This window comes from Hymenobacter lucidus (assembly GCF_020447265.1).
Taxonomy (GTDB): Bacteria; Bacteroidota; Bacteroidia; order Cytophagales; family Hymenobacteraceae; genus Hymenobacter; species Hymenobacter lucidus.
Genome location: NZ_JAJADR010000014.1, coordinates 40,901 through 66,481, shown reverse-complemented (window position 1 = coordinate 66,481; position 25,581 = coordinate 40,901). Strand labels below are relative to the sequence as shown.

The 25,581-nt window shown below is 60.2% G+C and carries 27 protein-coding genes; 14 read left to right on the top strand and 13 right to left on the bottom strand.

Annotation, left to right across the window (positions count from 1 at the left end; all coding sequences use genetic code 11):
- Nucleotides 1–43: 43 nt before the first annotated feature.
- The 5 genes from LGH74_RS24030 (at nucleotide 44) to LGH74_RS24010 (ending at nucleotide 5,714) form a co-directional block, all read left to right on the top strand.
- On the top strand, nucleotides 44–2,401 hold the full coding sequence (locus LGH74_RS24030) for a xanthine dehydrogenase family protein molybdopterin-binding subunit (RefSeq protein WP_226180596.1): 2,358 nt from the start codon (nucleotides 44–46) through the stop codon (nucleotides 2,399–2,401).
- Between the two features lie 109 nt (nucleotides 2,402–2,510).
- Nucleotides 2,511–3,551 (top strand): NAD(P)-dependent alcohol dehydrogenase, encoded by a 1,041-nt coding sequence (locus LGH74_RS24025; protein WP_226180595.1) that lies wholly within the window; start codon nucleotides 2,511–2,513, stop codon nucleotides 3,549–3,551.
- A gap of 116 nt (nucleotides 3,552–3,667) precedes the next feature.
- Nucleotides 3,668–4,024, top strand: a complete 357-nt coding sequence (locus tag LGH74_RS24020; protein ID WP_226180593.1) for a cyclophilin-like fold protein — start codon at nucleotides 3,668–3,670, stop codon at nucleotides 4,022–4,024.
- A gap of 279 nt (nucleotides 4,025–4,303) precedes the next feature.
- Nucleotides 4,304–4,477, top strand: coding sequence for a hypothetical protein (locus LGH74_RS25280; protein ID WP_489146040.1), 174 nt, complete (start codon nucleotides 4,304–4,306; stop codon nucleotides 4,475–4,477).
- Nucleotides 4,478–4,574: 97 nt separating this feature from the next.
- Nucleotides 4,575–5,714, top strand: a complete 1,140-nt coding sequence (locus LGH74_RS24010; RefSeq protein ID WP_226180590.1) for an XdhC family protein — start codon at nucleotides 4,575–4,577, stop codon at nucleotides 5,712–5,714.
- Nucleotides 5,715–5,974: 260 nt separating this feature from the next.
- On the opposite strand, the gene LGH74_RS24005 is transcribed toward LGH74_RS24010, so the two are convergent.
- Complete coding sequence (locus tag LGH74_RS24005; protein ID WP_226180588.1) at nucleotides 5,975–6,943, bottom strand: alpha/beta hydrolase; 969 nt, start codon at nucleotides 6,941–6,943, stop codon at nucleotides 5,975–5,977.
- Nucleotides 6,944–7,496: 553 nt separating this feature from the next.
- On the opposite strand from LGH74_RS24005, the gene LGH74_RS24000 reads away from it, so the two are divergent.
- A complete protein-coding gene (locus LGH74_RS24000; RefSeq protein ID WP_226180586.1) occupies nucleotides 7,497–8,273 on the top strand; it encodes an SDR family NAD(P)-dependent oxidoreductase in 777 nt (258 codons plus the stop codon).
- Nucleotides 8,274–8,446: 173 nt separating this feature from the next.
- On the opposite strand, the gene LGH74_RS23995 is transcribed toward LGH74_RS24000, so the two are convergent.
- The 3 genes from LGH74_RS23995 to LGH74_RS23985 all read right to left on the bottom strand — a co-directional run bounded on the left by LGH74_RS23995 (nucleotide 8,447) and on the right by LGH74_RS23985 (nucleotide 11,801).
- Nucleotides 8,447–9,676, bottom strand: coding sequence for an MFS transporter (locus LGH74_RS23995; protein WP_226180583.1), 1,230 nt, complete (start codon nucleotides 9,674–9,676; stop codon nucleotides 8,447–8,449).
- Nucleotides 9,677–10,031: 355 nt separating this feature from the next.
- On the bottom strand, nucleotides 10,032–11,330 hold the full coding sequence (locus LGH74_RS23990) for a Y-family DNA polymerase (protein WP_226180581.1): 1,299 nt from the start codon (nucleotides 11,328–11,330) through the stop codon (nucleotides 10,032–10,034).
- 3 nt (nucleotides 11,331–11,333) lie between these two features.
- The gene (locus LGH74_RS23985) at nucleotides 11,334–11,801 is read right to left on the bottom strand and encodes a LexA family protein (protein WP_226180579.1); all 468 of its coding nucleotides are present in this window, start codon (nucleotides 11,799–11,801) and stop codon (nucleotides 11,334–11,336) included.
- Nucleotides 11,802–12,198: 397 nt separating this feature from the next.
- On the opposite strand from LGH74_RS23985, the gene LGH74_RS23980 reads away from it, so the two are divergent.
- From LGH74_RS23980 to LGH74_RS23955, 6 genes are all read left to right on the top strand, one after another.
- On the top strand, nucleotides 12,199–13,206 hold the full coding sequence (locus LGH74_RS23980) for an ArdC family protein (RefSeq protein ID WP_226180577.1): 1,008 nt from the start codon (nucleotides 12,199–12,201) through the stop codon (nucleotides 13,204–13,206).
- Between the two features lie 133 nt (nucleotides 13,207–13,339).
- On the top strand, nucleotides 13,340–13,570 hold the full coding sequence (locus LGH74_RS23975) for a hypothetical protein (RefSeq protein WP_226180575.1): 231 nt from the start codon (nucleotides 13,340–13,342) through the stop codon (nucleotides 13,568–13,570).
- 33 nt (nucleotides 13,571–13,603) lie between these two features.
- Entirely contained in the window at nucleotides 13,604–13,933 is a 330-nt protein-coding gene (locus LGH74_RS23970; protein ID WP_226180573.1) for a hypothetical protein, read from the top strand.
- Nucleotides 13,934–13,973: 40 nt separating this feature from the next.
- The gene (locus LGH74_RS23965; protein WP_226180571.1) at nucleotides 13,974–14,369 is read left to right on the top strand and encodes a hypothetical protein; all 396 of its coding nucleotides are present in this window, start codon (nucleotides 13,974–13,976) and stop codon (nucleotides 14,367–14,369) included.
- Nucleotides 14,370–14,570: 201 nt separating this feature from the next.
- Nucleotides 14,571–15,173: a hypothetical protein gene (locus LGH74_RS23960; RefSeq protein WP_226180569.1), complete on the top strand. Its 603-nt coding sequence runs from the start codon at nucleotides 14,571–14,573 to the stop codon at nucleotides 15,171–15,173.
- An 87-nt stretch (nucleotides 15,174–15,260) separates the two neighbouring features.
- Nucleotides 15,261–15,509, top strand: a complete 249-nt coding sequence (locus LGH74_RS23955) for a hypothetical protein (RefSeq protein WP_226180567.1) — start codon at nucleotides 15,261–15,263, stop codon at nucleotides 15,507–15,509.
- A gap of 116 nt (nucleotides 15,510–15,625) precedes the next feature.
- Here the strand turns inward: LGH74_RS23955 and LGH74_RS23950 are convergent, their stop codons facing one another.
- Nucleotides 15,626–16,459, bottom strand: a complete 834-nt coding sequence (locus LGH74_RS23950; protein WP_226180565.1) for an alpha/beta fold hydrolase — start codon at nucleotides 16,457–16,459, stop codon at nucleotides 15,626–15,628.
- Between the two features lie 54 nt (nucleotides 16,460–16,513).
- A complete protein-coding gene (locus LGH74_RS23945) occupies nucleotides 16,514–17,023 on the bottom strand; it encodes a hypothetical protein (protein WP_226180564.1) in 510 nt (169 codons plus the stop codon).
- 217 nt (nucleotides 17,024–17,240) lie between these two features.
- Here LGH74_RS23945 and LGH74_RS23940 point away from each other — a divergent pair, with 217 nt between their 5' ends.
- Nucleotides 17,241–17,522 carry a hypothetical protein gene (locus LGH74_RS23940; protein ID WP_226180562.1) on the top strand — a complete coding sequence of 94 codons (282 nt, stop codon included), beginning with the start codon at nucleotides 17,241–17,243 and terminating at the stop codon, nucleotides 17,520–17,522.
- Nucleotides 17,523–17,732: 210 nt separating this feature from the next.
- Here LGH74_RS23940 and LGH74_RS23935 read toward each other — a convergent pair whose 3' ends face one another.
- The 5 genes from LGH74_RS23935 to LGH74_RS23915 form a co-directional block, all read right to left on the bottom strand.
- A complete protein-coding gene (locus LGH74_RS23935) occupies nucleotides 17,733–18,134 on the bottom strand; it encodes a putative quinol monooxygenase (RefSeq protein WP_226180559.1) in 402 nt (133 codons plus the stop codon).
- A 159-nt stretch (nucleotides 18,135–18,293) separates the two neighbouring features.
- Nucleotides 18,294–19,571 carry a type II toxin-antitoxin system HipA family toxin gene (locus LGH74_RS23930; RefSeq protein WP_226180557.1) on the bottom strand — a complete coding sequence of 426 codons (1,278 nt, stop codon included), beginning with the start codon at nucleotides 19,569–19,571 and terminating at the stop codon, nucleotides 18,294–18,296.
- Nucleotides 19,572–19,575: 4 nt separating this feature from the next.
- A complete protein-coding gene (locus tag LGH74_RS23925; RefSeq protein WP_226180555.1) occupies nucleotides 19,576–19,899 on the bottom strand; it encodes a helix-turn-helix domain-containing protein in 324 nt (107 codons plus the stop codon).
- Nucleotides 19,900–20,073: 174 nt separating this feature from the next.
- On the bottom strand, nucleotides 20,074–20,283 hold the full coding sequence (locus LGH74_RS23920) for a hypothetical protein (RefSeq protein ID WP_226180553.1): 210 nt from the start codon (nucleotides 20,281–20,283) through the stop codon (nucleotides 20,074–20,076).
- A 270-nt stretch (nucleotides 20,284–20,553) separates the two neighbouring features.
- Nucleotides 20,554–21,504 carry a replication initiation protein gene (locus tag LGH74_RS23915; RefSeq protein WP_226180551.1) on the bottom strand — a complete coding sequence of 317 codons (951 nt, stop codon included), beginning with the start codon at nucleotides 21,502–21,504 and terminating at the stop codon, nucleotides 20,554–20,556.
- 961 nt (nucleotides 21,505–22,465) lie between these two features.
- Here LGH74_RS23915 and LGH74_RS23910 point away from each other — a divergent pair.
- Nucleotides 22,466–24,139, top strand: coding sequence for a hypothetical protein (locus LGH74_RS23910; RefSeq protein WP_226180549.1), 1,674 nt, complete (start codon nucleotides 22,466–22,468; stop codon nucleotides 24,137–24,139).
- Between the two features lie 54 nt (nucleotides 24,140–24,193).
- Here LGH74_RS23910 and LGH74_RS23905 read toward each other — a convergent pair whose 3' ends face one another.
- Both LGH74_RS23905 and LGH74_RS23900 read right to left on the bottom strand, forming a co-directional pair.
- A complete protein-coding gene (locus LGH74_RS23905; RefSeq protein ID WP_226180547.1) occupies nucleotides 24,194–24,943 on the bottom strand; it encodes a hypothetical protein in 750 nt (249 codons plus the stop codon).
- Nucleotides 24,912–25,463, bottom strand: a complete 552-nt coding sequence (locus tag LGH74_RS23900; protein ID WP_226180545.1) for a hypothetical protein — start codon at nucleotides 25,461–25,463, stop codon at nucleotides 24,912–24,914. The genes LGH74_RS23905 and LGH74_RS23900 overlap by 32 nt, the downstream gene beginning before the upstream one ends.
- Between the last annotated feature and the right edge of the window lie 118 nt (nucleotides 25,464–25,581).

The following is a 25,581-nucleotide window of genomic DNA, read 5'->3' as shown; positions in this document are numbered from 1 at the left end:
TCTCGCTGTTGCTTTCTTCTACTTACCCAGCCAGTCGTTCTTTATGAATAGCGAACCCGCCTTTTTCGAAACTCCCCCCCAAACGGTCGCCGTTGGCCAGCCACTGAGCCGGGTCGATGGCCGGGCCAAGGTGACGGGCGCCGCCAAGTACTCGGCCGAATTCAACCACCTGCCCGGCCTGGTGCACGCCGTCATCAAAACCAGCGACGTGGCCAAGGGGCGCGTGACGGGCTTCGACAGCAGCGCGGCCCAGCGCGAGCCGGGGGTACTGGCCATCTTCACCCACCAGAACCTGCCCAAGCCGGTGCTGACGGGCGAAACCAAGGAAGGCAAAGAAGCCATCGGCCCGTCGATTCAGATGACGTTTATGCCGCTGCAATCGGACCAAGTGTTCTACGCTGGCCAGCCCGTGGCCATCGTGGTGGCCGACACGCTGGAGCACGCCCAGCACGCCGCCGCCAAGCTGCGCGTGACCGTTACCCCGGAAGCGCCTGTTGCCTCGTACCAGGACGCCAAAGCGCAGCTGTTCAACCCGGGCGGCAAGCCCGATGCGGATGCCGAGGGCACCAAGCGCCGCGGCAAGGCGGCCGCGGCCTTCGCGGCCGCGCCGGCACAGGTGACGGCCACCTACACCCACGCCACCAACCACCACAACCCGATGGAGCCGAGCGCCACCATCGCCCACTGGGAGGCCGCCGACCGCCTCACGGTCTACGATGCCACGCAAGGCGTATCGTGGCAGCAGCGCGCCCTGAGCGGCTTCCTGGGCTTGCCCATGGAGCAGGTGCGGGTGATAACCAAGTACCTGGGGGGCGGCTTCGGCTGCAAAGGCCCCATTTGGCCGCACAGTGTCCTGACGGCTTTGACGGCCAAGGCCGTGGGCCGGCCCGTGAAGCTGGTGCTCACGCGCCCGCAGATGTTTACCAGCGTCGGCCACCGCGAAGACCAGGAGCAGACCCTGCGCTTGGGCGCCACCAAAGAAGGCAAGCTGCTGGCCCTGCTGCACGAAAAGACGTCCACCACCTCGCAGTGGGACGACTACGCCGAAACCAACAGCAAGTTCATGGGCATGCTTTACCAGTGCCCCAACTTCGAAGCCATCACCAAGCTGGCCAAGGCCAACGTGATGACGCCCACCTGGATGCGCGCCCCCGGCGAAGCACCTGGCTCGTTTGCGCTGGAAAGCTCGCTGGACGATTTGGCCTACCAGCTCGGCATCGACCCTATCCAGATTCGCCTGCTCAACCACGCCGACAAAGACCCCAGCACCGGCCAGCCCTGGAGCAGCAAAAGCCTGAAGCAGTGCTACCAGCGCGGGGCCGCACTGTTTGGCTGGAGCAAGCGCAACCCCAAAAACGGCCTGACCCGGGACGGCAAATACCTCGTAGGCTGGGGCATGGCCACGGCCACCTACCCGGTCAACAACTCGCAGGGCAACGCCCGCGTGCGCCTTTACGCCGACGGCCACGCCGTGGTGCAGGTAGCAGCTACTGACTTAGGTACGGGCACCTACACCGTCATCACCCAGGTGGCGGCCGACTGCCTCGGTATCGCGCCCGACAAGGTGCGCTTCGAGCTGGGCGACTCGGTGCTGCCCACTACCAACATTTCGGGCGGCTCGATGGGCGCCGGCACCTTCTCGTCGTCGGTGTACACGGCCTCACAGGATTTGTGGCAAAAGCTCACCAAGATGGCCGTGGTAGACGCCAAGTCGCCCCTATTCAAGGCCAAGCCGACCGAAGTGGAAGTTGTGAAAGGCCGCCTGCAACTTAAAGCCAACCCTGGCAAAGGGGAGGATTTTGCCGCCCTGATGAAGCGCGGCAACCTGACTGACCTGGAAGGCTTCGGCCAGGGCCACTACGGCGCGGGCTACGAGTCGGCCCAGGCCCGCCCCGCGGCCAATTCCAAATCCGACGACGCGGGCAAAGAAGACCACAGCGGTCATGCTATGCACTCGTTCGGAGCACACTTCTGCGAGGTGCGCGTGGACCCCGAGCTGGGCACGGTGCGCGTGACCAAGTGGGTGAGCGTGGTGGCCGGCGGGCGCATCCTGAATCCTAAAACGGCCCGCTCGCAGGTCATTGGCGGGGCTACCATGGGCATCGGCGCGGCGCTGATGGAGCAAGCAGTGCGCGACCCCCACCTGGCCCGCTACACCAACCCGAACCTGGCCGACTACCACGTGCCCGTCAATGCCGACATCCCGGACATGACTGTAGAATTCATCGATGAACATGACCCCTATATCAACGCGCTAGGGGTGAAGGGCATCGGCGAAATTGCCATCGTGGGTACGGCGGCCGCCGTGGGCAATGCCATTTTCCACGCCACCGGCCGCCGCCTGCGCGACCTGCCCATCACCCCTGATAAGGTGCTGGCGGCCATGCGGCAACCCGTGTAGCCGGTCTCTTTGAAAAGCATACATATCCCGTTGAATGCTGTAAGAGTGCCGGTTAAGGCCGGCGGTAGCTTTGTGCTACTCATCCACCGCATCCACTTCCCCTAGTTTTATGATTCAGACCAAAGCCTACGCAGCGCAAAGCCCCGAAACTGACCTCGCCCCCTGGACCTTCGAGCACCGCGAGGTGGGTCCGCACGACGTGCGCATTGAAATAGCCTATTGCGGCGTGTGTCACTCCGACCTGCACCAGATTAAGAATGAATGGTTTCCCGGCATCTTCCCGATGGTACCCGGCCACGAAATCGTGGGCCGCATCAGCCAGGTGGGGGACCATGTCAAGAAGTTCAAAGTGGGCGACCTGGCCGGCGTAGGCTGTCTGGTCGACTCCTGCCAACACTGCGCCAATTGCCAGGCCGACCTGGAACAGTACTGCCTGGAAGGCTCGACCGGCACCTACAACTCCCTCGACCGCAGCGGCAACCCCACCTACGGCGGCTACTCTACCACCATTGTGGTGCGTGAGGAGTTCGTGGTGAGCGTGTCCGACAAGCTAGATTTGGCCGCCGTAGCCCCGTTGCTGTGCGCCGGCATCACGACTTATTCGCCGCTGCGCCACTGGAAGGTGGGTCCCGGCCATAAGTTGGCCGTACTGGGCCTGGGCGGCCTGGGTCACATGGCGGTCAAGTTTGGCGTGGCCTTCGGCGCGGAAGTGACGGTGCTGAGCACCTCGCCCGACAAGGAAGAAGCGGCCAAAGCCCTGGGTGCCCACCACTTTGTGGTAACCAAGGACGAAGCGCAGGTGAAGGCCGTACAGGGCTCCTTTGACTTCATTCTCGACACCGTATCGGCCCCGCACGACGTGAACCAGTACCTCGGGCTGCTCAAAACCGACGGCACGCACATCATCGTCGGCCTGCCGACCGAGCCCCTCCAGCTGCCAGCCTTTTCGGTAGTGATGGGCCGCAAGAGCGTGGCCGGCTCCAGCATCGGCGGCATCAAGGAAACGCAGGAGATGCTGGACTTCTGTGCCGAGCACAACATCGTGTCCGACATCGAACTCATCAACATTAAAGACATCAACGAGGCCTACGAGCGCATGGTAAAGGGCGACGTGCGCTACCGTTTCGTGATTGACATTGCCACGCTCTAAGTGCCCTGAAAGACATGAAACGTATCTCTCTCCTCTGGCTGCTGCTGCTGGTTCTGGTGGTAACCGGGGCTTGCAAGAGTGATAATCCCGGACCAGACCCCTCCACCCTGCCTGCCATGAACACTAAACTTCGCATCCGCGTTGGTGCGGACACGTTCACCGCGACGCTGTTCGACAATCCGACCACCACTGCCTTCGTGGCCCGGCTGCCCCTGACCATTTCGATGGTGGAGCTGAACGGCAACGAGAAGTACTACGACTTGCCCCAGAGCCTGCCCACCAACGCCGTCAATCCTGGCACCATTCAAGCGGGCGACCTGCTGCTCTACGGCACGGCCACGCTGGTGCTGTTCTACGAGTCGTTTTCCACCTCCTACCGCTACACCCGCATGGGCCGGGTGGACAACCCAAGCGGGCTGGCCGCGGCCCTCGGGCGGGACAATGTGACGGTCACGTTTGAGGTGCAGCCCTAACGCAGCCCCGCTGCACCAAGCGAGCTGACCCCTGACCCCTGCCCCATTATACATATGGGCAGGGGCCAACTTTTAGGGTGCCATTGTTTCAGCCACGACAACTCGCGCCAGTGCCCGGTCGTCGGCTGCTGTGCCTTCACTTACGGTAACGTGTACATGCGAGCAACCAGTTGGCGGGACACAATCGGGCAGCTGGCCGTGCGCTTATTGCCACCCGACACAAATGAGCCGCCTCCGTCAGCCGGACGGCCTGATTTCGGTCTCAGTGCGCTTGACTTCGTGGAGTTGCTGCTGCAGGTCGAGCAGCATTTCAATATCAGGTTCTCCGCCGAGCAGCTGGAAGACCTGCGGGTGGCGCAGCTCGTGCTGAACAGGGCCGCGGCGCCCCTGTGGCGGCAGCTGTACGCGGAATTCTTCGCCCAGCTGATGCAGCACGGCGACTGGCTTGACTAGCAGGGTCCTGACTGACAACCCGCCCGAATTGCTGACTCTGCGTGGCGGCAAGGGCTAGGGCCAGCTACGCATTTACCGTTCATCAAGCAGTTAAAAAATGACGGAGCTCCAACGCCTCTTCCTGGCTTACGACCAGCACCGGGCGACCCAGCGTCCCTGCGCCCTGGCCACCGTGGTGGAGGTGCTGGGCTCGGCTTACCGCCGGCCCGGGGCCCGTATGCTCGTCACCGACGACGGGCAGCTGACCGGCGCCATCAGCGGGGGCTGCCTGGAAGGCGACGCCCGGCAGCGGGCGCGGCGGACCATCTTTCAGGGCGAACCCGCCCTGGTCACCTACGACACCCGCGACGAGGACGACCCGCGCCACGGCCTCGGGCCTGGCTGCCAGGGTGTGGTGCGTATCCTGCTGGAGCCGCTGGATTTTCAAGACTCCAATAACCCGCTTGAAATCCTGCGTGGCTTCGCGCAGCACCCAACGCCGGTCGTGTTGGCCACCGTGTTTGAAACGGACGCTACCGGCCCGAAAGCGGCCGTGGGCCAGCGCCTGCTGCTCACCGAAACGGGCGTGGTGCGGGGTGAGCCCGCCCTGGCGTCGCCGCTGGCCGTCGCGGCTTACGACACCCTGACGCAAGGTCAGTCACGAATCTTCGACCTGAATACAGAGGCCGGCCCGGTGCGGGCCTTGCTGGAAGTGCTGGCGCCCCCGCTGCGCCTGGTGGTCTACGGGGCCGGCAACGACGCGCAGCCCTTGGTGCACCTGGGAGCTGCGCTGGGCTGGCACATTACCGTGGTGGATGGCCGGCCGAATCTGGCTACCACCGCCCGCTTTCCCGAGGCTGCCGCGGTGCGCATCGTGCCCGTGCGTGAGCTGGAAACGGAGGTGCCCGACCCGCTAGCCTACCACGTGCTGCTCAGCCACAACTACGCCTACGACCTAGCCGCTCTGCAAGCCCTACTAGGCTCCCCCGCTCCCTACATCGGTCTGCTCGGGCCCCGCCAGAAGGCCCAGCGGCTGCTTGATGAATTAAATACTTCGCCAAGAAACCTGGTAGAGCAGTTGCGTGAGCGACTGCACAGCCCCATCGGCCTGGATTTGGGGAGCGAGACGCCCGAAGAAATTGCCTTGTGCATCGTAGCCGAGATTCAGGCCCAGCGCAGCGGCCGGCAGGCCCAGCCGCTGCGGCAGCGGGCCGGCACCGTGCATGTACCGCTGGCGGCCAGTACTTTTATCACCTGAAAAGCCCCATTCAAGCGAATTTTTCACGCTTAAAAGGGGCATTCTATGGGACGCAAACGCTGGTTTCACTTTTCAATGAATGGTGGTGAGCAGGTACTGCTTCTTGATTATGCCTTGAATCCGGTACTGGCCAGTAGCCATCATACCCCTACTTCTCCCTCCTGGGTGGCCTAGCTACCCGTTTATTGCCCACGGCTAAACACAAGAAAGGGAGGCACTTTTTAGTGCCTCCCTTTCTTGCTCTTCAATTAATGCCCAGCTTACTTCAGATGCTCGGTGAAGAAGGTCGTCAGTTTGTCGAAGGGAATGACTTGAAGTTGGTCGTACAAATCTACGTGGCTGGCGCCGGGAATGATAACCAGCTCCTTCGGCTCGGCGGCGGCTTTGTAGGCATCTTCGCTCAGGTAGCGAGAGTGAGCTTTTTCGCCGGCAATCAGCAACACCGGACGAGGGGCAATTTCTTTGATGTAGGTCAGCAGCGGCATGTTCATGAAGGACAGCGGAGTGGTAGCGGTCCAGCGGCCGTTTGAGTTAATCGAATTGGGGTGGAAGCCCCGGGGTGTTTTATAATAATTCCAGTAATCCACCACGAACTGCGGTTCGTTGCCTTGCAGCTTTTCGGGCAGCCCCGTGGGGGAGGGCGCCGGGGCACTCTTTTCCGCGTCGGCCCAGCGCTGCTGGCTCAGATGCTCCAGCAGCTGTGTGCGCTGTTCCAGGGTCTGAGAGTCAAAATATCCTTTGGCCATAATCCGGGTCATGTCATACATGCTGGTGGTGGCCACCGCTTTGATGCGTTTGTCCACGGCCGCCGCATTCAGCGCCATGCCCGCCCAGCCACAGATGCCAATGATGCCGACGCGGGTGCGGTCGACCCCGGGCTGCAGGCCCAGAAAGTCCACGGCGGCACTGAAGTCTTCGGTATTGATGTCGGGCGAGGCCACGTTGCGGGGTTCGCCGCCGCTTTCTCCCGTGTAGGAGGGGTCGAAGGCGAGCGTCACAAAGCCCCGCTCGGCCATGGTTTGGGCGTAGAGGCCGGAGGATTGTTCTTTCACCGCCCCAAACGGCCCGCTGATAGCCAGCGCTGCCAATGGCTCCGTGCCCCGGTTTTTGGGCAGATACAAATCGGCCGATAAGGTGAGGCCGTAGCGGTTTTTGTAGCTTACTTTTTGGCGCGTAACCTTCTCGCTTAAAGGAAAGGTGTAGTGGCCGGCTTGTTCGTTCGGTTGCATTGCTTTTGTTTTTTCTTTCTGGGTACAGGCCTGTCCCACTACCAGCAGTAGCGCAACGGCCCAAATGGTTGGTTTTTTCATTTTCTCGAAAGGGCTTGCGCCCGAATTGCGTTGTTGGACTGCAGAGCCGTAATCACTTCTGCCGGAGTATCTGCCCCGAACCGGCCTGCTCGTCCTAAAAGGAAAGCGTTACTTCTTCCTTCCCCGATTATCCAGCACAAATTTCCGCCGGTCTAGGCCCCGGTTTGTAATGACAATCAAAGCAGTAAGTAAGAATTTCAAAGGCGTTGCTAGCTCACAAGCGCTAATGATTGCCGGCATTACTTCCAAGGGGCTCAGCCATTGGACACGGGGCGCATGAGCGGTTCTACAGGCGCGCGAATCAGGCCGTAAGCCGGGCGGCTAAAGACGAGCCGAGCGCCTCCGACCGGTAGGCTTTTCCCTGGTCATTGGGCAGGGACAATTACGCCCCAGCCTATTGCCTTGGAAGAAACCATACCATGCCCTGTGCGTTGAGGTATTCGTTTCTCAGCATCTGCTTTCCGCAACTTCCATGGCGCGTATTTTCATCACGGGCTCGGCTGATGGCTTGGGCCAGCTAGCGGCCCGCGAGCTCACTGAGCAGGGTCATCAACTCGTGCTGCACGGCCGCAACGCCGACCGGGCGCAGGAAGCGCTGGCCGCTGTACCCGAGGCCGAAGCTGCCGTGCACGGTGACCTCTCGACCCTCGCCGGCATGCACGAGGTAGCCGAGCAGGCCAATCAGCTTGGGCGCTTCGACGCTGTCATCCACAATGCGGGCGTCTATCAGGTGCCCCGGCTCGCCCGCACGGCGGATGGCCTGCCGCCGGTGCTGGCCGTGAACTCGTTGGCGCCCTACGTGCTCACGTGCCTGATTACGCCTCCTGACCGGCTGGTGTACCTTAGCTCAGGCATGCACCGCCAGGGCGACGCCAGCCTGCGCGACCTGACGTGGGAGCAGCGGCCCTGGAACACCACGCAGGCCTACTGCGACTCCAAACTGCACGACCTGCTGCTGGCCCTGGCTGTGGCCCGGCAGTGGCCCGGGGTGCTGGCCAACGCGGTGGACCCCGGCTGGGTACCCACCAAAATGGGTGGAGACGGAGCCCCTGACAGCCTCGCCGCGGGATTTGATACCCAGGTCTGGCTGGCCGCCGGTACCGACCCCAGGGCCTGCATCACGGGCCAGTACCTGCACCATCGACGCCCCAGCCACGCCCAACCGAAGGCAACGGAGGTAGCGCTGCAGGAGCAGCTAGTGGCGGAGTTTGCCCGCCTTACCGGGGTGGCGTTCCCGACCGGCTCCTAGGTGAGCAGGTGACTTTGCTTAGTCATGCGTTCGGCAGAATAAGGAAAGCAAGACGTGTTAAAGCAGCTTTTGACAGAATCCAAGTGGGCATGGCAGCCCCCGGACAGCTACAGAACCAACGCGAGGTACTGGCTTGCGAATAGACTTAGGAGGAGCGGTAGTGCAATTCACGCTTAGTGAATGACTACTACTTGCTCAGCCGGTTCAAGCGTTTCCACCGGGGACTTAGCTGTTGCCCGGAAAGCCAGCAGCGCCACCAGGGCGGCTAGCAGGGTAATGACGCTGCTGCCGACATACACCCCAACCGCGCCCGTTTGGTCAAAGAGCAGCCCACCCACAGCCGCGCCGATGGTAATGGCCAGCTGCGTGGTGGCCACTTGCAGGCCCCCGCCGCTTTCGGCCTCGTCGGGCAGCGTGCGCGTGAGCCAGGTGGGCCAGCCTACCTGCACTACCCCAAATGTCATCCCCCAGAAGGCCACCAGTAAGGAGGCTACTACCGGCTGCCGGCCAAACAGTACTAGCCCCGCTACCACCAAGCCCATCAGCAGTGGCATGAGCACCAGAGAGCGGCCCAGGTTGCGGGTCAACAGATGCCTCGCTAGCACCGTGCCTGCCAGGTTGGCCAGTCCGAACCCGAGCAGCACCGTGGTTAAAGTATTGACATTAATGCCAGTTACGGTTTCCAGAAACGGACGTAAGTAGGTAAAGAACGTGGCGTAGCCCATGAACACGAACAGATTGGCTAGCATCCCGGGCCAGACACTGCGCCGTTGCAGCACGAGTAGTAGCGTGCGCAAGCCTGTTGGCTGCTCGGGCGCCAGGGTGGGCAAGGTTAAGGCTTGCCAAACAAAAGACAGCACCCCCAGCCCGGCGGCCAGCTCAAACACCAGGCGCCAGCCCAGCAGCCCCCCTAAGAAGCTGCCCAGTGGCGCGGCCACCACCGTGGCCACCGATACGGCCCCGAAAATGGTGGACAAGGCCTTCGGGACGTCTTTCGCTGGCACCAGTCGCATGGCCACGGCTGCCGACATGGCCCAGAAACCACCAATGGCGACTCCCAGCAGAATCCGGCCGATGGTGAGGACCAGGAAATTGGGCGCAAAGGCCACCAGGGCATTGGACAAGACCTGCAGCACCGAAAAGGAGAGCAGCACCCAGCGGCGGTCCAGGCGCCGGGTCACCACGGCGATGAGCAGGCTGGCCAGCATGGCCACGACAGCCGTGACGGAGATGGCTTGTCCAGCCACTCCTTCCGATACGGCTAGGTCGCGGGCCATCGGCGTCAGCAGGCTGACGGGCAAAAACTCGGATGTAATAAGGCCCGCTACCCCCAGGGCCATGGCAAACACCGCGTTCCAGGCAGGTTTTGGGGCGAGCTCAAGGCTGTTTGTGAATTCTTTCATAACCTCTTTTATCGAAGACTTTGTTCGGTCTCACCGAGCTTTGGCGTCAAAAAATGGCGCGTATACTCAGTGTGTTAGTAGGCAGCCGTAGATGCTACCTAATGACATTACAAAGGTCCTTCACCCCAGGCAAGGGGTGATAACGACATTCAAAGGGGTTAGTATGGAATTCAAACAAAAGGGCGTTAGGAGGTCATTCTCTGGAAGCACATTGTCCAAACCAGAGACAGTTACCTGCTGAGGCTGCCTTTGACCCTGCTTAGGTTTCTATGGTTAATAATTAAGGTTGCTTCAGAGGCGTGGCTCGGCGGCCACTTTGCTGCTCTGGTAGCCTAGGGTTGGCCGATGCGCTGTATCAGCTCACCAGCAGCAGGTCTTCCAGCCGGGTGGTGTATTGGGGCGTGCGCCACTGCGCCTGCCCCTCCCAGGGTGCCCGAAGCTGCCCAGGAGGCAGTATCAGCGAAGCGAGTTTCACCGTGCCTTTACCAAAGCGACGGTTTAGCGCGTCGAGCTCGGCCATGAGCTTGGCCCTTTTCTCCGACACCGGCGCGGCTTCAAACAGCGTGAGTTGGGTTTTTCCCTCTGGCTCCAGGCCATCGAGTATCACGCCCGCCTTAGTGTAGCGGTTGCCCGGCTGCCAGAGTTTCTTCAGGGCCGCCCGGGCGAAGCGCACCAGTTCCACCGTGTCGTTGGTGGCCATCGGCAGCGTGAGCACCGCCGAGGCGGAGTACGGCGGTGCTTCCAGCCCGTAGCGGCTTTTGCTGAGAAACACGGTGAGCAGGTGGGCCGCGTCGCCCTGCCGGCGCAGCTTTTCGGCGGCCCGGGAGACAAACGCGCTGACCGCGCCCGTCACGTCGGGGAAGTCGGTCAGCGGCCGGCCGAAGGTGCGCGAGCAGCACAGACTGCGCCGGGACAGGGTGCCGTCTTCGCTCGGGGCCAGCCTCTGGCAGGGGAAGCCCTGCAGCTCCCGCACGAGCCGGGCGCCCACCACGCCGCCCAGGTGCTTGCGGGCAAAGGCCTCCGAGCAGCCGGCCAGCCCTACCGCCGTGGTGATGCCGGCGGCGTAGAGCTTCTGGGCGTACTGCCGGCCGATGCCCCAGACGTCTTCGACGGCTACCTGCTCTAAAGCCCAGCGGCGGCGCTCGGCCGTGTCAAGGTAGCACACCCCGCCCATGGCCGGGTTCTTCTTAGCTAGGCGGTTGGCCAGCTTGGCCAGCGTTTTGGTGGGCGCGATGCCCACGCAGGTCGGAATGCCGGTGCGGGCCAGCACGTTAGCCCGGATGTCGCGAGCGAAGCTGTCCAGGCTTCTCACCACAAAGTGCTCCATGCCGTGCAAATCCAGAAAGGCCTCGTCAATGGAGTACACTTCCACGGCCGGCGCCACCTGGCTCAGGTACCACATTACCCGGCGCGACATGTCGCCGTACAGCGCGTAGTTGCTGGAAAACACGGCCACGTTGTGCTGCAGCAGCAGGGGCTTCACTTGGAAGTATGGGTCGCCCATCTGCAGGCCCAGGGCCTTGGCTTCGGCACTACGGGATACCAAACAGCCATCATTATTTGACAAAATGACCACGGGTCGGCCTTCAAGCCGGGGCTGAAAAACCCGCTCGCAGCTGACGTAGAAGTTGTTGCAGTCTACTAAGGCATACATAAGCTAGTCGCGGGTGCGCAGCAGGGCCGCCAGTTTGCCGGGAATCAGCTCGTGGAGCACGTGGGTCACCACGCCCCAAATCTTCACCGCGCCGGCGTCGTGAATCTCCCAGGGCTTATAGTCGGGGTTTTCCGGCTTGAGCCACCAGGTGCCGTGCTCGCAGACTAGGCGCTTGACGGTGCACTCGCCGTCGACCACGGCCACCACGATGTGGTTGTGGTCGGCCTCCATCTGCTTGTCCACAGCCAGCAGGTCGCCTTCGTGAATCTCAGCGTTTTTCATGCTCTCTCCGCTCACCCGCACCAGGTAGGTGGCGTCCGGGTGGCGCAGCAGCAAGCGGTTGAGGTCGAAGAGCTCATCGGTGTAATCGGAAGCCGGCGACGGAAAGCCGGCCGACACCGAGCAGCTGAAAAGCGGGAGTAAAAACGGGGTTTGGGAATCGTGGACCGGGATTAATTCGACGTTGCGCATGGGGTGGCATAGAGTAGGCGTGTCCGCAATAATACGCGCTACTAATAAAATTAGTATTGATTTAGCTAAAAATAATAGCTGAGGCAGTTCAGTGCCGTGCCTGAAAAAGGATATGCACTGTCCAAATCACCCGCGCTACCCCCTAAGCCAGCCTGTCCAAACCCAGGCCCGCGCAGGGGCTTCCACGCTTATAAAAAGTGGTTTTTCAACCCGTCAGCATCAGCGCTGACCAGTTAAAAGTAGCAGTGATTTAAAGCCCGTCCAAGAGGGGGCAGTGGGGAAAGAAGGTTGAATGAAAAGAGCAAAAAGACATTAAATAAAGAGCAAAATGTAAACTTTGGAGTGGCTGTTTTCGTTTAATAGGTATAGCAAACGCTCACAAAAACAGCGCTTTATTATGAAAAATGCCCGCAAGACCACCACCCGTAAAGCTGCCAATGCCGCTACTCCCCGCCCTGATGTGTACCAGATAGTCACTTACCGGATTGTGGCGGCCCTTGAAGGCGGCGTGATTCCGTGGCGCAAGCCGTGGTCTGCCGTCTATGGACTGCCCCGCAACTACGCCACGGGCGCAGCTTACTCGGGCATCAACGCTTTTCTGCTGCACTTCAGCGGGGCATTGCCCTTTTTCCTGACTTTCAAGCAGGCGTTGGCATTGGGCGGCAACGTGCGCAAGGGGGCCAAAGGGCATCCGGTCGTATACTACAACGTGTCGGTGCGCGAGAACGAGCAGACCGGTAAGGAAGAGAAATTGCCTTTCCTGAAATACTACACCGTGTTTTCGGTGGAAGATATTGAGGGCATCGAGTTTGACCTGCCCGCAGTGGAGCGCCACGCCCACACCCCGATTGAAGCAGCCGAAGCCATCGTGAGCAACTGGGAGGGACGCCCCGCCATTGAGCACCTGCACCAGCGCGCCTATTACTCCCCGGCGCTGGACATGGTGAACATGCCGGCGCGGGATACCTTCACCAAGGGCGAAGGCTACTACGCCACCCGGTTTCACGAGCTGACCCACAGCACCGGCCACGCTTCCCGGCTGGCCCGCCCGGACCTGACCGCTGGGGAGGGCAAGCTTTCGGCCAGCTACGCCCGCGAGGAGCTGACGGCCGAGATGGGCGCCTCGTTTCTGTGCGCGGCCGCCGGTCTTGATACCGAGCAGACCGAAACCAATGCCGTGGCCTACATCCAGACGTGGCTGGAGCGGCTGAAAAATGACAAGAAGCTGGTGCTGCAGGCCGCCAGCAAGGCCCAGCGCGCCGCCAAGCTGATTCTGGGCGTGGTGGAGGAGGAGCAGCCGGCTCTGCCGGCCCCCGCTCCTACCCCCGTGCTGGAGCTGGTACCCGAGGACGAGGTAAGCCAGCAGTACCGGGAAGCGGAACTCAGCTGGCTGGCCGCCGCCTAAGTCGGGGCCGCGGGCCGCTGGAAGCAGCGGCCCGCATCCCGGCTTTCGTTTCACCCTTTCCTTCCCTATTGCCCATGAATGCCAGCGATGCCCCGTTTTCGGGGACGCCACTTGGAACCGCTACCGCGCCCGGGTGGCCGAAGCCTTGACCGACGTGGAAACCGATATGCAGCAGCGCGGCTACGGCCTGAGCAGCGAAGGCCTCACGCTGGAAGTGGCCGAGCGCCTGCAGCTGGGTGTGGCCACGCTGGACGATTTCCAGGTGCTGGAAGCGCTGGTCAAAGCCCTGCGGCCCATTGCCCGCGAGGCCGTGCGCGCCACCCGCGAAGACCACGGCGGGCAGTTTGCGCTGCTGTTGCTCTGAACCTCTTGCATAGCTCCCTTACCCCTTCCCGTTATGACTACTCCCCAGAATTTAACCGTCGGCGAGGCCGTGCTGTACCCCCGCGAGCAGGCCGTGGGCCTGATTTACGAAGTGTACGAGCGCGGCCCGGGCCAGCGGCCCGGCGTGCAGGTGCTGCTCAGCGATGGCCGCGACCTGAGCGGCTTCAGCGCCGAAGAGGCCGACGCCTTTTTGCAGCCCATGGGCCATACCGGCTTGGCCTACGAGTTTGCCCACGTGGGCCAGCTGCACGCCGACTACCAGCGCGGCCGCTTTGCCGAAGCCTTTGCCACCGCCCGGCTGCTGGCTGGCTTCCGACACATCCGTTACCTGGACCCGAAATAAGCCGCTTTTATTTCTCCCTTTGTTCCCTGCCATGAACCAGATGACAAAAGCAACCTCACTCCAAGACCCGTTTCCGCCGCAGCAGGCCTACCTGGCGATTGAGCAGCAGCCCGCAAGCGCGGCCGAGAAGCGTGCCCTGCTGGTCGTGCGCCGCCACGTGCAAGCCCATACCCACACCACCGATTTGCGCGAACTGGCGGGGGCGGTGAAAAAGCTGCTGGGCGCCGACTATGTGGTCGGCTGCGGCACTGCCCACATCTGGGTGCTGCGCGCCGGCGAGCAGCAGCGCCTGGCCATTGTGGCCGACCGGCTCACCACGGCGTACCGCGACTGGTTTGAGCCGCCACTGGAAGCAGTGACTGGCACGAGCCGCACCCCTCGCCGGCGCCTGCCGGTTTCCGGGACGCCGCTCGCGCCGGACCTAGGGGAAGCCTGAATGCGGAAGCTTCTTTTCAAGCGCAACGGCGAAGCTTCGTCGTTGCGCTTTTTTCCTGCCTGGGCCAGGGTGGGCAGTGGGGTAAAGAAGGTTGAATGAAAAAGAGCAAAATGATATAAAATAAGAGCCAAAAAGAGAACGTGCGGGGTTTGAATTTCGTTTATAATTCAGAAGCAAGTGACACAAAATCAGCTTTGTATTATGGAAAAACGACCGCACGTAAGTACTGCCAATCCCCTGCTTTTTAGCCTGCACGGCACGGAGCTGGTAAAGCCTGGGGGGGCTAGTTTTCCGCTCCCGCCCCGCCTGTTCCTCTATACCCGCCCCGGCCAGCCCACCCGGATTGTGGCCTTGTGCGGCACGACGGGTAAGCTTTTCCCCACTACTACCTATGACCGGGACCCGCTGCAGGTAGTCGGAGGTAGCCAGTACGCCACGCGGCAGGCCTTGGGCGAGCATTTCCAGGCTCAGCACGCGGCCATGCGTCCCGCCGATGGGGCGGCCATGCTGCTGGGCGTAGACGGCAGCATCCGGGAGGTACGACCCGAAAGAGGCCGCAAGACGTTTGGCCTAGCCCAGCTGTGCGCGGCGCTAGAAGCCCATTACATCGACGTGCATTGCCCGCAGCACGGCCCCTACGCAGGGTATATCCTGGTATTTGACGACGAGGGCAAGGACCGCCGGCGCCCCATTAACCCGCTGGCCACGGCCGCCTGGTTTGAAACCTACCCGTTGGAGCATTACGCCCCTATTGATGTCGTAGCCGGCCCGGTACTGCTGATGAAGTCGGCCCTGATGCGCTAACCACTTCCCCATGCCGCCGCTCAGCTATCGGGCGGCGGCGTGGATAAGTAGCCTGCTGGTTTTCCTTCCTGCCTAATCCCTTTGCCCATGCCGGTTAAGCATGCTTTGCCCACCGCCCCCGTGACCCGGTGCAGCTCTGAACTGGACGCGCTTCGCGCAGAGTTGCGCTGCATTCTGCAGCATCCCGCCTTCACCGCCGAGCGCCGGCAGCAGGCCCAGCGGCTGATGAGTTGCTGCACCAGCCCGGCGCTGCTGCGCCAGTGGCTGGCGCTGGCCGTGGCCGAAGGGGCAAGGTGGGAAGAAGCGGCCCTGGCGCAGGAAGCAAACGCCGGCTAGCCGGCCGGGCGCCACGGCAACGAGTCGAGCAGCCTGAGCTGGCCCTTCCGGTAGAAAGCGTAACTCGCCAGCAAGCCTCGCCTTACTTCCTGCCAATTCCCGCCGCTGCCTGGGTATTAAAACGTGGGCGGGGTCGGATTCAGGTCAGAATCCAGAAAGTCGGTAATCATCGGCACCAGCCAGTCCACCCGCTGCATCATCCCGATGTGGGTGGTGCCGGGCAGCATGGCCAGGCGGGACGGCGTCAGGCCGTGCAGGTCGCCCATCCGGCCGCCGCCTTTGGCCCGAAACAGCTCCAACGCATGCTCGTAGCGCACGCCATCGGCATCGCCCAGGGCCATAAACAGCGGCATCGGCAGCGCTTTCACCGCGTCGGACCAATCGTAGGGCTGCACGTCGATGGCCTTAACCTTCTGCACGAAGGCCGGAAAGTGGGCCGCGTCGTTGCCCGCTTCGAGGTACTGCTTTTTAATGGAGCTGCCCTCGAACATCTCCGCCGTGAACGTGGCAAAGCTGGCTTCCACGTCGGGCCACCAGCCGTCGTGCGCGTAGGCCCCCGAGAGCACCACGAGCCGGCGCACCCGCTGCGGGTGCCGCACCGCGACCTGGAACGCCACCCCGCCGCCCATGCTGTAGCCCAGGATATCGGCTTGCGCCAGGCCCAAGTGCCCAAGCAGGCCGGCCACGTCGTCGGCCATGGCTTCGTAGCTGACTGCCCGGGCAATGTCCCGGGTGCGGCCGTGGCCCTGCATCTCCGTCACAATCACCTGCCGGCCCTGGGCCAGCCGCGGCAGGAAGCGCGACCAGTTCAAGGGGATGGTCATGTACGAGCCGTGCAGCAGCACCAGGGGCGCGCCCTGGCCGTGCACCTCGTAGTACAGCCGTAGCCCGTTGACGTCGGCGTATCCGCTCTGGGCCGGCTTGGTACTCTGGTTGGCCTCGTTTTCCATGGGATAAAAAGCAGGGAGTGAGTTGCAGTAAAGCCCGGCCGGCGGCTGCATCGGCTACCGGATGCGGGTATAGGTGAGGTCTAAGTCCGGCTCCCAATTCTTGCCGTCCTTCGACATCTCGCCGCGGCTGACGATGGTGTTGCCATCGTTGGCGAGGGTAAACGTGTAGCGCTGGGAGAATTCCGGCCCGCTGCGCCACCACTTCAGCACGTTGCCCTGAAAGGTGACGTCGCATTTGCGCGACACCTGCCGCTCGTCGAAGTAGAGCATGAACCACTGCTGCCGGGTGTTGTCGCTGCCAAAAATGGCAACGTTCGCCGGAAAGCCCTCCTCCGCAAGACTGGCGTGCATGAGCACGAAGGCGCCCCCTTCCAGCCACTGAAACGAGGCCTGCCCGTGCAGGGTCTTGCCGGGCAGCTGCGGGTGAGTGCCGGTCGTTTCCCATTCCCCAATCAGGGCACTGAAGGCGGTGAGCGCCGGATTGGGTATCGCGGCGCGGTGGTCAGCGTTTTTCAAAGCAGTAGGTCCAAGGTGTAAGCCGATAAACAGCAGAATACTACCCATGACGCATACCTGAGTTGCCGGGTTTTCGGCGCTTGTTTGCCGCGTCATCCTACCGGTTAGGCAGAAGTCGAGGCCATGGGCCTGTTGCCGGATACTTATTCGCCCAGCCCGGAATAATTAATGGATTTAAGCCGAGTTCTTACCAGCCAAATAGCAAGGCGTTACGTAAATTGAGCAACTTCTGCGCTTTTGTCTATTCCCTTTTTGACTTTTTCTGATGTCTAAAGTTGCTGCTCCCACCGTTGCCTTTACCGAGCCCCTGACCAGCCCGCCGCGCGTGCACCGGGTCAGCACCCTGGCCGAGCTGCTGGAGGTAGCCGGCACGCGCAAGCGCATCGTGGAAGCCTGGGGTGTATCGGCCCGTACCTACGACACGCGCAAGCGCAGCCCCATTACCTGCACCGTGGGCGAGCTGCAGCAACTGGCGCGGGTGCTCCAGGTAGCGGAAGAGGAGTTATTTGCCGTGGTCCGGGCCGAAGCGGCGGCCGCGGCCGGATAGCCGCGGGGCCTACTCGCGGCTTATCGGATACCCGTTCGGGTATAAAACCACCAAAAGTATCCGTGCCTGTACCCGAGCGGGTATAAACTCGCACATCAATCCACAGGGGTAAAGTCATTGGTCCGGGTGCTGCCAGCCCCTGTTTCTTCCCCTGCTCCGGGACCGGGACCGGTACAGTTGCCCTCTTGCCCGTCTATTCTGCCTGCTGATTTATTTGATTTTCAAATTTGGAATGAGCGGGTCCGTATCAATGAGCTCCAACTCCTGCACCATGGCCAGCGTGCCCTGTTTGTACTTGAGGAAGTGCGGAGTTTTGATGTGCGCCTGGTACGCCGCCTCGGTGGCATACATTTCCAGGATGGTCAGGTGGTTCGGCCGCTTCCTTTCGAACACGGCGTACAACGTCAGCACGCCCGGCTCTTTTTGGATGGAGGCTTCCACCTCTTCCTTCAGGAAGGCTTTGTAGCGGGCGAGCTGGGTGGAATCGACCACGATGCGGGAGAGCCGCACTTTCTGGGGCTGGGGAGCAGCTGGTTTCGCGCTCCAGCTCACCACGGCCAGGGCCACTCCCACGAGGAGGGCTGCTTTCAGATACGGTTGTGCTACTGCCATGGCCAAGGGTTTACGGGTGAAAACGGGTTGTACGCATGCTGCTCGTTGTGGAAGCAGGTGCGCCTTTGCGGAAGCTGTTTTCTCCTTTTTGCCAGCGGCGGCTTGCGCTTAAGGCTTTCACCTCAAGCCGTAAGGGCATGGGGCTATGTACCAGGCCTTCTACCGTGCCGCCTCAAATGCGCCTGCCATCATTTCCTGTTCGGTTCGGGACAGCTGATGCCGGCTAGCCACCCCGGGCCACTGCCGCACCGCGTGTACCACCTGGGTCAGGACCGCATCGGCCTGGGCGGCCGAAAGCCGGAAGTAGGGCGCTACCTCCCGGGCCAGGTCGAGGTCCAGCGCGTTATCGGTTTCGGAGATGTTGAGCTTGAGGCCCTGCCCGTAGCGAATCGGGTTCAGGTCAAAGGCCGGCGAGAGGCGCCAGCCCTGGGGCGTGAGCAGAAAGCCGTGGTTACGCAGGTGGTCGTCGGTGTTGGACACGCAGATGTTGAAGACAATGCGCCGCCAGAGCTCCGTCAGGTCCTCGGCCACGTGGGCGCCCTGCTGCACGAGCAGGCCGGCCAGGTCCAGGTAGCTGGCCCCGTCCTGGTGGTCGGTGCCGTCCTGGTAGCCCAGCAGGGTCATGGCGGAGGCAAAGTGCAACCGCTCCCCTGTGGCCGTGCGGTCAAAGCGCTGGGAGAGGTAGGTATGGTGGCGGCTGTTGAAGCGCTGGGCGCGGCCGGTGGCCACCTGCAGGCCGGCCGCCAAGGCCAACTCGTTCACCACGGCTTCCCAGGCGCCCACGTCGTGCTCGTCCTGGCCGCTGGGAAACTTGGCAATCCAGAGCCGGCCGTGCTCGTCCACCACGCTGGCCTTGGGCCGCGCCCCGCCCAGCGAGGAGCCGGGCGCCACCAGCATAAACAGCCACTTGAGGTAGTCCGGGTCCTGGGGCGCATCCACGCGCTCGAGCTGCAGGCTGGCGTGCTCCAGCTCGCGTAGCGAAGTCCACGGCGGGGCCGCCATAGCCCGGTTGTCGTCGAGGAACGGGCCTGCCGGGTCGGTTTTGAAGCGCAGCCCGCCCATGCGGTGCCCGTCGAAGACGCCCAGCAGGTAATCCGATTCGAGCAGCGGCCGCTCGCGGCGTTCTTCCTGGCGGGCCAGCGCCGATTCGCGCCGGCGCATGAGCAGCCGGCCCCAGCGGTCGGGTGAGGAATCCAGGAACAGGCCAAAGTTGGACTGGTCTTCAGGCAGGTACTGGGGGCCGGCAAACAGCTGCAGCGCGGGGTCCAGCGTCTGGGCCTGCGGCAAGGCCAGCCACTGCGCATCATAAGCGAAGGAAAACACTTCCTTGCCCCGCACCGGCACGGCCGAGAGCGTGCCCATCAGGTGGGGCCCGGCGGGCAGCCCCTGCCAGTCGGCGTACACCAGCAGCTGGCGGCGTTCTGCGGTCTTGGCCACGGCGCTACTCGTTGGAGGATTGTTTGGGAGCCCGCGCGCTGACCGTTAGCTCCGCGTCCTGCAGCTTGCGGCCCAGCATATCGTCGGCAGCCAGCTCCAGAATGGTCTTTTCCAGGCCCAGCACGAACAGCACCTGCAGGTAGCCGCCCATGCTCACCGTGGCACTCCCCTGCTCGATGGCGTGCAGGGTGTTGCGGCTGATGGCCGCGCGCTCGGCTACCCGGGCCGCGCTGAGCTTACGGCGCAGGCGGGCCAGCCGGATGTTTTCGCCCGTCTGGGTTAACAAGTGCTGTAGGCGGGGCAGCAGGACGACCGGTTCTTTAGGCATAATGCGCAATTCAATGAGCAATAATACGTAATTGCGCTCACTATATTGCGCATTGCACCCAAATGACCGGCATGGCAATAATGCTGCTGGTCCAGGAGGGGATGTGTGAAAATCCTTCTTAAACCAAAAAAGGTGACAGTCACCTGTCACCTTTTTCTATATGAGCCTATGTGGCTAAATATTGCGCCCGGTAGTAGTTGGCTGCTCAAACTTCGCTTCTCGCTCTAGGGTTGCCAAGTCCGCACTCTGTTTGCAATCAGCAACCTGATTGCCGTCATTGTTTGTATGATGGTTGTTTTTTGCCATAGAAATCTCTGTTTTAATTGAAGTTAAGTCATTGTAGTAGCGGTGCATTGCACCTAATGCAGTCAAGGGAGTCGTCAAGACAAGAAACCAGTAGTAGTAATACAGTAGGTTTCTCACTGGGGAGCGCTTGAGCACAGACTTAACGCCGTTAACGAGATTCGAAACGAGCGGCTTCTCTACTTGTTGATGGTTGGGCGTCTCTTGAGAGAGCTAATCAAGTAGAAGGAATACGACCCGATTGGTTTTATCCCTCCACTTACAAAAATAACATATCAGCTGCGATTAAACAAGTGTTTTTGTCAAAAACCATTCAATTGTTTAGTATTCAACGAACTATAATGAGCCCGCTCACCGTAGGCCGCAGATTTTCAAAAATAGCCCGCCCGGATTTTTGGTCGCTTTCACCTTGTCGGTCTTGAGCTGGTAGGTGAACTTGAAGAGCTGGTCCAGGTGCTTGGGGTCGGCCAGGATGGTGGCCACCAGCTGGGGCTGGGTGATGCCCAGCATCTCTAGGCTCTGCCGGGCCGCGTGGGCGCGGGCATCCTCGGCGGGCTGCTCGAAGGGAATGGGCAGCTGCTGGGGCTGCTGACGGGCGATGGTAAAGCGCACGGCATCGTAGGCCCGCCCCTTCTTGACCAGCTCGTAGTCAATCTTAAGGTCGGTGTGCTCGCTGACCTGGCGCACGGCAATGTCGAGCACCCGGGCCTTGAGTTGGCTGATGTTCTGAAACAGCTCCGGCTCCTTGCCCTTGGGGTCTTTCAGGTGCAGCATCTGCTTGAACTCGTCCAGCGGGTAGGTGCGCGTCGAGGTCTTGTCCTTCCACTGGCTTACCAGCTGGTAGATGCGCTTGGCGTACTTGCTGCTCAGCTTCAGGGCCGAGTGCAGCTGGTAGGAGGTGAAGTTTTCCTTGAGGTTGAACAGAAAGGGCCGGATGGGCGCCGCCAGCTGAATCTGCAGGCAGCCCTTGCCCTTGATGTACTCTACCCGCTGAAACATCCACAACTGCTGGTAGGTGCGCTCATTTTCCACCTCGAACATGCGCGAGCCCATGTCGGCTGTCGCTTCGCGCAGCTGCTGGTAGTTCCACTGCCGCCCGGTCAGGGCCTCTACGTCCTTCACGTAGATGGTATACTCTTGGTCCGGGGTATCATCCCGGCGGAGCCGGGAGAGCAGGTAGAAGAAGATGTCCAGCTGGCAGGCCGTGTAGTCGTAACGGGCCTGGGTTATGGCGTTGTGCTGGCGGACGACGGGAACCGGGGCCGGTTCCACAAGTACAACGGCAGTATCTTCAGGCTTCATAGACTAGGACATAAGGACGCGGGATGAAGCAAATGTAAGCCGCCGGCAGATAAAAAACCACAGTGGTAGTTGGGCGTGGTTTTTCGCTTATAAAACGTGGTTCATAGACTTATAAAACGTGAGAGTTTACTTATAAAACGTGGTAATAAAAGGTATAAAACGTGGTTTTTCGCTTATAAAAAGTGGTTTTATACCTTTATATACTATTGATTATCAGGCACTTGTGAGCCCTACAAATAGACAAGGAAAAACAAATAAACTCACAAAGGTTGTTGATGGGCATTCGGAAAAGCTTTCAGGGGGGTGGTTCAAACCCCGGGCCAGAACAGACAAGAAAACAACAAAAAAAGCAGACTCACCCAACGACCAATTGGATTGCACTTTTCTAAGTAAATGCAGCATATTACCCGCTTAAAACCACGTTTTATAAGCAGCCTCAGTTGCGACTGAGCCACGGGCTTCTTAAAGCCTTGCACCACTTTTTATAAGCCATTTCAACTTTTTTCAAGGTGGAATCAGTACTTACTAACTTTATAATAACTTCTAACTAACAACGAATTACCACGTTTTATAAGTCAACTGGTCTTGCAAAGAGGCAAACTAGCACGTTTTATAAGCGAAACCCCAGCTCAGCAACGGCAGTAAAACCACGCTTTTGTTCTGCAGAAACACCATTTTGAGCATGCTAGGCCTCTTTATTGGATTTTCTTAGCCTCAGTTAATGAGTCCCGGGCTGTACTGATTCCGAGGGAAGCTCTGGCAGTCTTGCTTATAAAATGTGAGAGATAAGTGGACTGGCCAGAATATCGCACAATAGCCGACTGGTAACCAATAGAGTACGGTCAATGAATGCCTCTGGCGATTGCTGAGAAGCCGTTTTATTGTTTAATACGTAATGGCTGCTTTCAACTACCCCTCTTACCACCGAACTGCTTCTCCCCTATTTATGCTTGACACACGAATGCAACTGCTTCTGCTGCTTGATTACGAGCAGTTTTATGGAACCGAGAAAACGCTTGAAGATGCCCGCGAACTCCTCAAGGGCATTCCCTCAGCTACGCTGCTCACTTACATTTCCAATTATAATGTGCGCTTGTACCTGAGTGAAACCTCAGAGAGAGGAGGTCTGCTCCAAGCGGGGCTGGCGGACAGCCTACTGAGCAAATGCGGACCCGACGCCATCGCGCGGTGGGTGGAAGTCATCAGGCAGGCCGCCGCCGCCGGCAACCAGCCCATGATGTTTTGGCGCTACTCCAACCTGCTGTTCTACGGGCTTATTTTCTCAACGTATAACTCGCTGCCCTACTGTGAATTAAATCCAGAGCAGGCCCAGCAGGTGTTTGATGCCTACCTCATCGTTAACCTGCACGCCAACAAGAAACTGCAGGTTCCCCCGGATGCAGTACAACAAGCGGCCGACGCCGACCGTCTTGAGGACGTCATGCTGACCCACTTTCTCTATCAGAAGGACTTCGCTTCAACCACTGATTTTGGCAACCAAGTGGTGCGAGGCGTCAAATTTTACGAATACCTGGAGAGCCAGCCACTTTACCAGCCGCTCATGGCCGAGTTTTACGCCCAACGCCACGTGTCAGGGTTCATGCGAATGTTTCGCAACCTCCTGGTGCTATTCCAATGCGCAGGCGTTGGCACTGACTCCGTGACGCAGCGACTGAACATGGGGGAGTTCTTCGTCGCGGGCGAGGCCGATGAGGCGTTCATCGACACGCTATGCATCAATGACCACATCCCCTCCTACCGTGAGGATGATAGTTTTACCCCGCTACGGAACCGGTTTCTGTTCAAGGCGGCCCCGGGCCGTTATTTGCTGCTCGACGTTAGCTTCCTGCTAGACCAGTTTTACAAAGCCCAGGTTTTTGCCTTCTCCGCTTTCCTACGAAGCAAAAAGGTGAAGGTGGACTTCCTATCCGATAAGGGAAAGAACTTCACCGAGGAAATCTACTTGCCGCTAGTGCTGCAAGCGGCTTTCCCAACGGCAACCAAGTACTTCGGGGCGGCCTGCGTTAACTCAGCCGGCGAAGAGCTATGCGACGCTTACATCCGGGAAGGCAACAAGGTTTGCCTAATCGAGTTCAAAGATGTGTTACTCAACGCCAGTGCGAAAAACAACGCCGACCAGGCCGCGCTGTATGCAGAGCTAGACAAGAAGTTCGTGGTCAACCAGCAGAACAGCCCAAAAGGCATTACTCAGTTGTGGAACGCCATTTTGGACGTTGAAGCGCGGGGCTTGTCGTTTGACCCCGACCGCCCCGACCAGTTGGAACTGTACCCGGTCGTGGTCTACACCGACAATTCTTTTGGGGCGGAAGGACTCAACAAACGGTACAAAGAGCAGTTCCAAGCTCTGGCGGCCGCTGCACCAAACGGAATGCAGGTCAAGGACGTCACGTTTGTTAGCTTGAGCTTTTTTGAACTGCGAGAATATTACTTGGCCCAAAACCTGCTCAACTTGTTTGCCATGTTCGACGCGTACCACCAGCATACCCAACTGCCGGATTATCGTCTGACGCCCTTCGAAGTATTTGCCCGCTTCTACACGCAGGAACACGTACCGGAATCGGCCCGCAACTCCGAGCTGTTCACCGATGTAATCGTCAAGATAATCGGCACTTGACCGCCTATCCGGGCGGTACCTGTCGCCCGGATAGGCAGTCAAGCGCCCCCATCGTCAGGGAGTCGGGTCGCGTAAAAAATGCTGCACTAGACGCCAAGCGGCCGCTCGGTCACTACTGGAAGGGTGAAAGTTGAATAGCGGCCCGATACCGTAGTTGCGCAAGTAGCTTAGGTAGCCGTTCGTGTCAGTGACTTCGTGCTGGGAGGCAAAAAACGCATAGAAACTTATCCCATAATAATAATAATAAAAGTAAAGTCCGCTCTTCCAGCCATGGGCGTACTCGTTCAAATCAATCACCGTACCCGCCAAACTGCGCAATTGGCCTTTTAGGTTGTTTTTCTTGCCGTGGTACTTGCACTCAATGGCCAGCCGCAAATCCTGGAGTGGGCCATAGGTGCCCGTCAGAAGAGGCTTGCTGATGGAAATATCCACCTCGTGATTCATGCTGTGGCCCTTAAACTCTACCCCGTTGCGGAGTTCAAAGTCCTCTTTGTTGTGGGTAAAGGCGAAGTAGCTATGCTTGTCGTTGACGGTGCCCGGCGACTCGTTGAAGAGAAAAGTGCCAGGCGTCTTGCACACGGGCGCAAAAGTTGTGGCTTGCCGTTTTAGCAGGCGGGCCAGGCGCAGGTACAGGTAGATTTCGTAACGGTTGCCCTTGCCCCGGTCAGACACGGGCAGCAAGGTAGCGGTGGTGTTAAGAGCCGCGAAAATGCTGTCGATGTGGGTTAAAATCTCTTTTTCCTGGTCACTAAGTTTGGCCGGCTTGCGGCGCTTAGTAGTTGTCTTGGTCGGTGCGACGGGCATCGTGCATGAAGTCGGCTAAGGTAAACGTATCGGGAAAAAGCGCCGCCCCCAAGTTGCCAAATGCTTGGGCGATGTCAGCTAGGGCTGCTCGGACCCTGGCTTGCTCATACTGGGCCAAAATCAGCGGCGGCCGCTGAACAGAACGTGATTCCATCACGAGCGTGGTTAACCCCAACTCCCGGCCTGCTTCGACAATGGCTAGCTCCTGTTCGAGCGGAGCTACGAAAGCCCCGTAGAAACTCAAGAGCAGGGCATAGTATCCGTTGGTATCTAGGTACTTGAAGCGAAGAGCCTGCTGATTGGCAAGGCGTTCGTCAACGACGCTCATTACCTCATTGACGGGCACTCTTCTTCCACCCTGTTCTTCCGTCCCGGCGTCGACCGAATTAATTCCTTCCGAAGCAGTGTAAAGACGGTACAGACGATTGAACTCGGGTAGTTCCGCCCGGGTACGCTCGCCAGTGCGAGCGCGCTGGCGGATAAGTGTTAACAGCTGCTTGGCAGAGGATGGGGTATTCATGTGAGGATTTAATGGGCAAAAGGCAACTTCTTAAACAACCGCTGTTTTACTTGCCTGAGCAAAGCTGCCAACCTACACCCGGGAATAATTAGCTCACCCGGTAGCGAATTGCTACTGG